This window comes from Klebsiella sp. HMSC16A12 (genome assembly GCF_001808265.1).
Taxonomy (GTDB): domain Bacteria; phylum Pseudomonadota; class Gammaproteobacteria; order Enterobacterales; family Enterobacteriaceae; genus Klebsiella; species Klebsiella pneumoniae.
Genome location: NZ_KV792609.1, coordinates 47,154 through 57,982 on the forward strand (window position 1 = coordinate 47,154; position 10,829 = coordinate 57,982).

The 10,829-nt window shown below is 58.5% G+C and carries 7 protein-coding genes; 5 read left to right on the top strand and 2 right to left on the bottom strand.

Annotated features, from left to right (window positions below):
* Window positions 1-139: 139 nt before the first annotated feature.
* The gene (locus HMPREF3140_RS12495; RefSeq protein WP_002910201.1) at window positions 140-1,522 is read left to right on the top strand and encodes a YchO/YchP family invasin; all 1,383 of its coding nucleotides are present in this window, start codon (window positions 140-142) and stop codon (window positions 1,520-1,522) included.
* On the opposite strand, the gene narL is transcribed toward HMPREF3140_RS12495, so the two are convergent.
* Window positions 1,519-2,169 (bottom strand): two-component system response regulator NarL, encoded by a 651-nt coding sequence (gene narL, locus HMPREF3140_RS12500; RefSeq protein ID WP_002910198.1) that lies wholly within the window; start codon window positions 2,167-2,169, stop codon window positions 1,519-1,521. The two genes, HMPREF3140_RS12495 and narL, sit on opposite strands and share 4 nt — an antisense overlap.
* A gap of 10 nt (window positions 2,170-2,179) precedes the next feature.
* Window positions 2,180-3,958, bottom strand: a complete 1,779-nt coding sequence (gene narX, locus HMPREF3140_RS12505; protein ID WP_004175566.1) for a nitrate/nitrite two-component system sensor histidine kinase NarX — start codon at window positions 3,956-3,958, stop codon at window positions 2,180-2,182.
* A 311-nt stretch (window positions 3,959-4,269) separates the two neighbouring features.
* Between narX and HMPREF3140_RS12510 the strand changes: the two genes are divergently transcribed.
* The 4 genes from HMPREF3140_RS12510 to narH all read left to right on the top strand — a co-directional run.
* Window positions 4,270-5,658, top strand: coding sequence for a NarK family nitrate/nitrite MFS transporter (locus HMPREF3140_RS12510; protein WP_004175568.1), 1,389 nt, complete (start codon window positions 4,270-4,272; stop codon window positions 5,656-5,658).
* A 125-nt stretch (window positions 5,659-5,783) separates the two neighbouring features.
* A complete protein-coding gene (locus HMPREF3140_RS28770; RefSeq protein ID WP_014907381.1) occupies window positions 5,784-5,897 on the top strand; it encodes a hypothetical protein in 114 nt (37 codons plus the stop codon).
* 166 nt (window positions 5,898-6,063) lie between these two features.
* Window positions 6,064-9,807, top strand: coding sequence for a nitrate reductase subunit alpha (locus HMPREF3140_RS12520; RefSeq protein ID WP_032411791.1), 3,744 nt, complete (start codon window positions 6,064-6,066; stop codon window positions 9,805-9,807).
* Window positions 9,804-10,829, top strand: a 1,026-nt coding sequence (gene narH, locus HMPREF3140_RS29300; RefSeq protein ID WP_049118790.1) for a nitrate reductase subunit beta, incomplete at its 3' end; no start/stop codon positions are given. The genes HMPREF3140_RS12520 and narH, both read left to right, overlap by 4 nt.

Here is a 10,829-nt window from a genome sequence, read left to right on the forward strand (position 1 = left end):
GGCGACGCCTCCGGTTGGGCGGCACCTTACCCAACCGGTTTCAGCTTATTCCTGGAATTGCCCACAGGGCTGCGGGAGCAGGGAAAAAACGATAAACTAACACTTCTATCCATTTTGTGAGCTTGCGCAAACTCTGTTAATGCCTGTGTCGTTCCGTTTGTTGCCAACGTTGACCTTTCTCCTGCTGTTGCCGGGCGTTCCCGTCTGGGCGCTGACCGCCAGCGACACCACCCGCCCTGCGCAAGCGCAAGATCCGCTGCCCGATATGGGGATTGCTCCCCAGGTTGATGACGACGCCCGGCACTTTGCCGAAGTGGCGAAGAAGTTTGGCGAGGCCAGCATGAGCGACAATGGTCTGACGGCGGGTGAACAGGCTCAGCTGTTTGCCATCAGTAAAATCGGCAATGAAGTGAGTCATCAGCTGGAGAGTTGGCTCTCGCCGTGGGGCAACGCCAATGTCGACCTGCTGGTCGATAAAGAGGGGAAATTCACCGGCAGTAAAGGGAGCTGGTTCGTGCCGTTGCAGGATAACGACCGTTATCTGACGTGGAACCAGTACTCGGTGACCCGGCGCGAGCACGATCTGGTGGGCAACATCGGGCTTGGCCAGCGTTGGCGGGTTGGCGGTTGGCTGCTGGGCTATAACTCGTTTTACGATAAAGTGCTGAGCGAAAGCCTGGCGCGCGGCAGCGTTGGCGCCGAAGCGTGGGGAGAATATCTCCGCCTGTCGGCAAACTATTACCATCCGCTGGGCGACTGGCAGCTACGCGATAATCAGACTCAGGAGCAGCGGATGGCTGCAGGGTATGACGTCACCGCCCAGGCGCGGCTGCCGTTCTACCAGCACATCAACACCAGCGTCAGCGTCGAACAGTATTTCGGCGATAGCGTCGATCTGTTTCACTCCGGCACCGGCTACCATAATCCGGTGGCCGTCTCCGTTGGGCTCAATTACACCCCGGTCCCGCTGGTCACGGTGACCGCTAAGCATAAGCAGGGGGAAAATGGCGTCAGCCAGAACAATGTGGGACTGAAGCTAAACTATCGCTTTGGCGTACCCCTTAAGCAGCAGCTTGCGGCAGACGAGGTGGCGATCAGCAACTCGCTGCGCGGGAGCCGCTTCGATAGTCCGGAGCGGGATAATCTGCCGGTGGTGGAGTATCGTCAGCGCAAAAATCTGACGGTCTATCTGGCCACGCCGCCCTGGGATCTGCAGTCCGGGGAGACGGTGCAGTTGAAGCTGCAGATCCATAGTCTGCATGGCATCAAGGCGCTGCACTGGCAGGGAGACACCCAGGCCCTCAGCCTGACGCCGCCGGTAGATGCCAGCAGCCCCGATGGCTGGAGCATCATTATGCCGGTGTGGAACAGTGAACCGGGCGCCGCGAACCGCTGGCGCCTGTCGGTGGTGGTGGAGGATAAACAGGGGCAGCGCGTCTCCTCCAATGAGATCGCCCTGGCGCTGACCGAGCCGCTGGTCAAGTTTACCACGCCAGGCGTCTCCTGGACGGACTCGCCTTAGAAGATTCGCTCCTGGTGGACCCATACCGCCGCTTCCACGCGGGATTTGAGCTTCATTTTCTTCAGCATGTGCTTTACGTGCACTTTGACGGTGCTTTCGGTGATATCCAGGCGACGGGCGATCATTTTGTTCGGCAGTCCCTGGGCTATCAGCTTGAGAATGTCGCGCTCGCGCGGGGTCAGCTGGCTGATGTCCCGATCGGAGGTGGCGCGGTTGGCGCGCAGGCTGGCGGCCAGCACCGGCGTTAACGCTTCGCTTAATACCATCTCTCCGGCGGCCGCCTGCTGCAGCGCTTTCAGCAGATCTTCCGGTTCCATGTCCTTCAGCAAATAGCCATCGGCGCCGCGCTTCAGGGCGGTGACAACGTCCTCTTCATGGTTGGAGACGCTGAAGACCACTACCCGGCCAGAAAGGGATTTCTCACGCAGCTTATCCAGCGTCTCCAGACCGTTCATGCCCGGCATATTAAGGTCCAGCAGGATCAGGTCAGGATCCAGTGACTCGGCCAGCTCAATACCTTGCGCGCCATTGCTGGCCTCGCCAATCACCTGGATGTCCGGCGCCATGCTGATCAACTGTTTCACGCCGGTGCGCAGCATCGGATGGTCGTCAATGAGAAGGATAGTTGCCCGTTCCTGTTGACTCATGAGGGTCTCCTTATTGGATGGAAAACGTTTTTTCCGGGATAAACGTGACGATCACTTCGGTTCCACCGGTTTCCCGGCGTCGTACCTGACAGTCACCGCGCAAGCTCTGGGCGCGATCCCGCATAATAATTAAACCGTAATGGTTACTCCGTTCGGCGTGGTCCGGTACGCCGCGGCCGTTATCCGCTACCACCAGACGAACCTGATTATCGCGTTGTGACACCGTCACGGTCACTTCGGTTGCGCTGGCATGCTTCAGAGCGTTGCTCAACGCTTCGCGAGCGATCTGCAGCAGGTGGATCGCCTGATGTGAGGGCACAAAGCGCGGCGGGAGCTGGTAATCAAGCTGCACCGTAAAGCCGAAGTGGGCGCTGTACTCCTGACAGCTGGCCTCCAGCGCCGGGCGCAGCCCCGGCTCGGTCAACTGCAGGCGGAAGGTGGTTAACAGCTCCCGCAGCTGGGCCCACGAGGTATTCAGTTCGTTACGGATCTGCCCCAGCAGCTGGCGGCTTTCCGTCGGCAAGGCGTCGCCTTGCATCTGCAGACAGCTAACCTGCATCTTCATACAGGATAGCGACTGGGCGATGGAGTCGTGCAGCTCGCGGGCGATAGTGGCCCGTTCTTCCATGACGATCAGCTGCTGCTGCTTCTCCTGATGGCGGTCCAGCGCCAGGGTGCTGGTCAGCTGTTCCACCAGGGTATCCACCAGCTGCTGCTGATCGTGGCTGAGATGGCGGCCAACCGGCAGCGTCGCCAGCAGGATGCCGTACTGACTATGCGCATCCGACAGCCGCCACTTCAGCGTTGTTCCGCCATCCGGCAGCGGCGGCAGATTGCGTGGACAGAGGTAGCAGCCTTTATCATCACAGTCATCATCCGAGTGGCAGGTAAACTCCTGGTGATTATCTTCGTCTTCCAGGTCGTAAACCCGTACCTCGATATCGCGCAGCAGCGTCAGACCCTGCAGGCCATTCAGTACCGGCGAAATACGTTCGCAGAGCGGGGCGCTGGAGTGCAGCCGGCGGTTGGCCTGCCATAAGAAAGCGAGGATCTCGTTCTTCTGCTCCAGTCCGGCAGTCTTCTCCTGCACCCGCCGCTCGAGCACGGCATAGCTTTCCGCCAGCTCTTCCGACATGTTATTCAGCGCCATGCCCAGGGTCGCCATTTCGTTGCGGCCGCTGATGTGCGCCCGCTGGGTGAAATCACGCTGACTCACCGCGCGCGCCATGCTCAGCAGCTGTTTCCACGGCCGCAGCAGGCGGGCGCGTAGCCAGATGATAGTGAAGATCAGCAGCAGCGCCATACCAATGGCGAGGATGCGATGGATCCAGACCACCCGTTCGATACGCTGCTCGGTGGTGTGGTCGAATGCGGTGACCAACTGGTCGATACGATCGACAAAGTCGGCGACATCCTGGGCCACTTCCGCCTGATTGACTGCGCGCTGCATCCCGGGGGCCAGCGCCAGCTGCCAGTACTGCTGCAGGGCTTTAAGCTGGATTTCCTGGCCGTCGCGGCGGGCGGAATTTTGCAGCTCCGGGCTGAAGACGGTGGCGGTCATGTCCGCCACCAGTTTTTGATCGTTTTCATTCAGCGGGATCGCCGCCAGCAGCCGGTAGCTTTGCATACGCAATGAACCGGCCTTGTTAATGGCGTGCGCGCTGCCCTGCACGCCGTTCACCAGGCGCGCGGAGATCGCCATGCCGGCGACGCCAATAATCGTGGCGAGCAGCACGATTAACGCCAGTTGATTGACCAGCGTCAGCGGGGTAAAAAGACGTTTTAACATGGAATGCGTGGCTCCTGACCGGTCATGTCTCCGGGAGTGGCGCTTATTCTCGACTATCCCCTGGAGTATACCCATACCCCCAAAGAGTTACTCCTTAATTGTCGGTGGTAGGCGATGTTAGGGGGGGGATTATACGCAACCCGGCAGCAGCGTGAAAAACCACACTTTTTTCCCCACCATTCTCTACTCACTTGGAGGCATGGTTTATTTTTGCACAAATTAGCTCGCGCTTTTCCTTTGATTTATATCAACTTACCGCCCCGGGTAACCCCTAAGGTAGCGGCAGGAAATATGAATAATCAGAGGTATCTATGAGTCAATCTTCCCTCCCGGAGAAGGCTAACCGCTCGGTCATAACCGACTGGCGGCCTGAAGATCCTGAATTCTGGCAACAGCGCGGCCATCGTGTGGCAAGCCGCAATTTATGGATCTCCGTTCCCTGTCTGTTACTGGCGTTTTGCGTTTGGATGTTGTTCAGCGCGGTTGCCGTTAACCTCAACAAAGTAGGCTTTCAGTTTACAACCGATCAGCTGTTTATGCTGACCGCGCTGCCGGCGCTGTCAGGCGCCTTATTACGCGTGCCTTACGCCTTTATGGTGCCGCTGTTCGGCGGCCGTCGCTGGACGGCGTTCAGCACCGGGATCATGATTGTGCCGTGCGTCTGGCTGGGCTTCGCGGTCCAGGATACCTCTACGCCGTTTAGCATCTTCGTGATTATCTCTCTGCTGTGCGGCTTCGCCGGAGCCAACTTTGCCTCCAGTATGGCCAACATCAGCTTCTTCTTCCCGAAAGCGAAGCAGGGCGGGGCGCTCGGCGTTAACGGCGGCCTCGGCAATATGGGCGTCAGCGTGATGCAGCTGGTCGCGCCGCTGGTGGTCTCGATCTCTATCTTTGCCGTTTTTGGCGGTAACGGTAGCGAGCAACCGGACGGCTCGATGCTGTATCTGGAAAACGCCGCGTGGATCTGGGTGCCTTTCCTGATTATTTTCACTCTGGCGGCGTGGTTCTTTATGAACGACCTGTCGGCTTCGAAAGCGTCGCTGAGCGAGCAGTTGCCGGTACTTAAGCGCCTGCATCTGTGGATTATGGCGCTGCTCTATCTCGCGACCTTCGGCTCCTTTATCGGCTTTTCCGCCGGGTTCGCGATGCTGTCAAAAACTCAGTTCCCGGATGTGCAGATCCTGCATTACGCCTTCTTCGGCCCGTTCATTGGCGCGCTGGCGCGTTCGATGGGCGGGGCGATCTCCGACCGCCTCGGTGGGACCCGCGTAACGCTGGTCAACTTTGTGGTGATGGCTGTCTTCTGCGCGCTGCTGTTCCTGACCCTGCCGACCAACGGCCAGGGCGGTAACTTTATCGCCTTCTTCGCGGTGTTTATGGTGCTGTTCCTGACCGCCGGGCTGGGGAGCGCCTCCACCTTCCAGATGATCTCCGTGATCTTCCGTAAGCTGACTATGGACCGCGTGAAGGCCCAGGGCGGCAGCGAAGCGCAGGCGATGCGCGAGGCGGCGACCGATACCGCGGCGGCGCTGGGCTTTATCTCCGCCATTGGCGCTATCGGCGGCTTCTTTATTCCGAAAGCGTTCGGTATCTCGCTGGATCTGACCGGCTCGCCGGCCGGGGCGATGAAAGTGTTCCTCGTGTTCTATATTGCCTGCGTGGTGATCACCTGGGCGGTATACGGTCGTAAGCGTCAGTAATCGGCCGCGGTAACGTTGGCGTATAAAAAGGCGCGCTCCCCACGGAGGCGCCTTTTTTAACCGCTCAATTAGTTACAACATACTATGGGAGAATATTGTCCGCATCGACCGCTGAGCCAGAACAGGTGGGCTTGCCAGTGAAATGGCTCTACCCCTTAATACCTCCGTTGTTAACAAATCCCGGTGAGGCGCCGCTTTTTGAGGTGAAAATCATTAAAAAACAACAAGTTAAAAAATAACATCTTATACCACCTTGGTGGTAATCGAGGTTTTGCTGCGCAGTAACAAGCCAGTTCGGATTGATCGCTATCAATTCTCGCCCTCTTTCATAGCGTTACCTTCGCTGCAAATCCAGCAATGTCGATTTATCAGAGAGCCGTCAGGCTCCATATCAGGAGAAACCCGATGAGTAAATTCCTGGACCGGTTTCGCTACTTCAAACAGAAGGGTGAAACCTTTGCCGATGGGCACGGCCAGCTTCTAAACACCAACCGGGACTGGGAGGATGGATACCGTCAACGTTGGCAGCATGACAAAATTGTGCGTTCCACTCACGGTGTCAACTGCACCGGCTCATGCAGCTGGAAGATTTATGTCAAAAACGGTCTGGTGACCTGGGAAACGCAGCAGACTGACTACCCGCGCACCCGCCCGGACCTGCCGAACCACGAACCACGCGGCTGCCCGCGCGGCGCCAGCTACTCCTGGTACCTGTACAGCGCTAACCGCCTGAAATACCCGCTGATGCGTAAACGCCTGATGAAGATGTGGCGGGAAGCGAAAGTTCAGCATAGCGATCCGGTTGAGGCATGGGCGTCGATTATCGAAGACGCCGACAAAGCCAAAAGCTTCAAACAGGCCCGCGGTCGCGGCGGTTTTGTACGTTCCTCCTGGCAGGAAGTGAATGAGCTGATTGCCGCCTCCAACGTCTATACCGTCAAAACCTACGGTCCGGACCGCGTGGCTGGCTTCTCGCCGATCCCGGCGATGTCGATGGTCTCCTACGCGTCCGGCGCCCGTTATCTGTCGCTGATCGGCGGCACCTGCCTGAGCTTCTACGACTGGTACTGCGACCTGCCGCCGGCTTCGCCGATGACCTGGGGCGAGCAGACCGATGTGCCGGAATCCGCCGACTGGTATAACTCCAGCTATATCATCGCCTGGGGCTCAAACGTGCCGCAGACCCGCACCCCGGATGCGCACTTCTTTACCGAAGTCCGCTATAAAGGGACCAAAACCGTAGCCATCACTCCGGACTACGCCGAAATCGCCAAACTCTGCGATCTGTGGCTGGCGCCGAAGCAGGGTACTGATGCCGCGATGGCGCTGGCGATGGGCCATGTGATGCTGCGTGAATTCCACCTCGATAAGCCGAGCCAGTATTTCACCGACTATGTGCGCCGCTATACCGACATGCCGATGCTGGTGATGCTCGAGGAGCGCGACGGTTATTATGCCGCCGGCCGTACGCTGCGCGCATCCGACCTCGTGGATTCCCTTGGTCAGGAGAATAATCCGGAATGGAAAACCGTCGCCTTTGACGAGAAGGGCGACATGACCGTACCGAACGGTTCCCTCGGATTCCGCTGGGGCGACAAAGGCAAATGGAACCTCGAACAGCGCGACGGTAAAACTGGCGAAGAGATTGAGCTACGTCTGAGCCTGCTGGGCAGCCATGATGAAGTGGCGAGCGTCGGCTTCCCGTACTTCGGCGGCGAAGGGTCTGAGCACTTCAACAAAGTCGATCTGGAAAACATTCTGCTGCACAAACTGCCGGCCAAACGCCTGCAGCTGGCCGACGGCTCTACCGCCCTGGTCACCACCGTGTATGACCTGACCATGGCTAACTACGGCCTGGAGCGCGGTCTGAACGATGACAACTGCGCCGCCGGCTACGATGAAGTGAAAGCCTACACCCCGGCGTGGGCGGAGAAGATCACCGGCGTCTCCCGCGCGCATATCATCCGTACCGCCCGTGAATTTGCCGATAACGCCGATAAAACTCACGGTCGTTCGATGATTATCGTCGGGGCGGGCCTCAACCACTGGTTCCACCTCGACATGAACTACCGCGGCCTGATCAATATGCTGATCTTCTGCGGCTGCGTCGGTCAGAGCGGCGGCGGTTGGGCGCACTATGTGGGCCAGGAAAAACTGCGTCCGCAGACCGGCTGGCAGCCGCTGGCGTTCGCCCTTGACTGGCAGCGTCCGGCACGTCACATGAATAGTACCTCGTACTTCTATAACCACTCCAGCCAGTGGCGCTATGAAACGGTGACCGCGCAGGAACTGCTGTCGCCGATGGCGGATAAATCCCGTTACAGTGGCCACCTGATCGACTTTAACGTGCGCGCAGAGCGGATGGGCTGGCTGCCGTCGGCGCCGCAGCTTGGCGTCAACCCGCTGCGTATCGCTGACGAAGCGAAAAAAGCCGGCATGACCCCGGTGGATTACACCGTGAAGTCGCTGAAAGAGGGCTCGATTCGCTTTGCGGCCGAGCAGCCGGAAAATGGCAAAAACCACCCGCGTAACCTGTTTATCTGGCGTTCCAACCTGCTGGGCTCCTCCGGTAAAGGCCATGAATACATGCTCAAGTACCTGCTGGGTACCGAGAACGGCATTCAGGGCAAAGACCTGGGCAAGCAGGGCGGCGTGAAGCCGGAAGAAGTCGAATGGCGGGATAACGGCCTCGACGGCAAACTGGATCTGGTGGTGACCCTCGATTTCCGTCTGTCGAGCACCTGTCTCTACTCCGACATCGTGCTGCCGACCGCCACCTGGTACGAAAAAGACGACATGAATACCTCGGATATGCATCCGTTTATTCACCCGCTGTCGGCCGCCGTTGACCCGGCCTGGGAATCGAAGAGCGACTGGGAGATCTATAAAGGTATCGCGAAGAAATTCTCTGAAGTGTGCGTGGGCCACCTCGGTAAAGAAACCGACGTGGTGACCCTGCCGATCCAGCACGACTCCGCCGCGGAAATGGCGCAGCCGCTGGATGTCAAAGACTGGAAAAAAGGCGAATGCGATCTCATCCCCGGGAAAACCGCGCCGCATATTATTCCGGTTGAGCGTGATTACCCGGCGACCTACGAGCGTTTCACCTCGATCGGCCCGCTGCTGGAAACCATCGGCAACGGCGGGAAAGGCATCGCCTGGAACACCCAGAGCGAGATGGATCTGCTGCGTAAGCTCAACTACACCAAGGCGGAAGGCCCGGCGAAAGGCCAGCCGAAGCTGGAAACGGCCATCGACGCCGCGGAAATGATCCTCACCCTGGCCCCGGAAACCAACGGTCAGGTGGCGGTGAAAGCGTGGCAAGCGCTGAGCGAGATCACCGGTCGCGAGCATACGCACCTCGCGCTGAACAAAGAAGACGAGAAGATCCGCTTCCGCGACATTCAGGCGCAGCCGCGGAAGATTATCTCCAGCCCGACCTGGTCTGGCCTGGAAGATGAGCATGTCTCCTACAACGCCGGTTACACCAACGTTCACGAGCTGATCCCGTGGCGCACGCTGTCCGGACGTCAGTCGCTGTATCAGGATCACCAGTGGATGCGCGACTTCGGCGAAAGCCTGCTGGTCTATCGGCCGCCGATCGACACCCGTTCGGTGAAAGCGGTGATGTGCGAGAAGTCCAACGGCAACCCGGAGAAGGCGCTGAACTTCCTGACCCCGCACCAGAAATGGGGTATCCACTCGACCTACAGCGATAATCTGCTGATGCTGACCCTGTCGCGCGGTGGGCCGATTGTCTGGATGAGCGAAGCGGATGCGAAAGATCTGGGTATCGAAGATAACGACTGGATCGAAGTGTTCAACGCCAACGGCGCCCTGACGGCGCGTGCGGTGGTGAGTCAGCGCGTTCCAGCCGGGATGACCATGATGTATCACGCGCAGGAACGTATCGTGAACCTGCCGGGCTCTGAAATCACCGGTCAGCGCGGGGGGATCCATAACTCCGTCACCCGTATTACGCCGAAACCGACCCACATGATCGGCGGCTACGGTCACCTGGCCTATGGCTTTAACTACTACGGCACCGTCGGTTCCAACCGCGATGAGTTTGTGGTGGTACGTAAGATGAAGAACATTAACTGGTTAGACGGCGAAGGCAACGACCAGGTACAGGAGAGCGTAAAATGAAAATTCGTTCACAAGTCGGCATGGTGCTGAATCTCGATAAGTGCATCGGCTGCCACACCTGCTCGGTGACCTGTAAAAACGTCTGGACCAGCCGGGAAGGGATGGAATACGCCTGGTTCAACAACGTGGAAAGTAAGCCGGGCGTCGGTTTCCCGAACGACTGGGAAAACCAGGAAAAATGGAAGGGCGGCTGGATCCGCAAAATCAACGGTAAACTGCAGCCGCGCATGGGCAATCGCGCGATGCTGTTGGGTAAAATCTTCGCCAACCCGCATCTGCCGGGCATCGATGATTACTACGAGCCGTTTGATTATGACTACCAGAATCTGCATAACGCGCCGGAGAGCAAACATCAGCCGATCGCCCGTCCGCGCTCGCTGATCACCGGCCAGCGGATGGACAAGATCACCAGCGGTCCGAACTGGGAAGAGATCCTCGGCGGCGAGTTTGAAAAACGCGCCAAAGATCAGAACTTCGACAACATGCAGAAGGCGATGTACGGCCAGTTCGAAAACACCTTCATGATGTATCTGCCGCGCCTGTGCGAGCACTGCCTGAACCCGGCCTGCGTCGCGACCTGCCCGAGCGGCGCCATCTATAAGCGTGAAGAAGACGGCATCGTACTGATCGACCAGGACAAGTGCCGCGGCTGGCGGATGTGTATCACCGGCTGTCCGTACAAGAAGATCTATTTCAACTGGAAGAGCGGGAAATCCGAGAAATGCATCTTCTGCTACCCGCGTATTGAATCCGGGATGCCGACGGTATGCTCCGAAACCTGCGTGGGTCGCATCCGCTATCTCGGCGTCCTGCTATACGACGCGGACGCGATTGAAAACGCCGCCAGCACCGAGAACGAGAAAGATCTGTATCAGCGTCAGCTGGACGTGTTCCTCGATCCCAACGATCCAAAAGTGATCGAGCAAGCGCTGAAAGATGGCGTACCGCAGGGGGTCATTGAAGCTGCGCAGCAGTCGCCGGTTTACAAAATGGCGATGGACTGGAAGCTGGCCCTGCCGCTG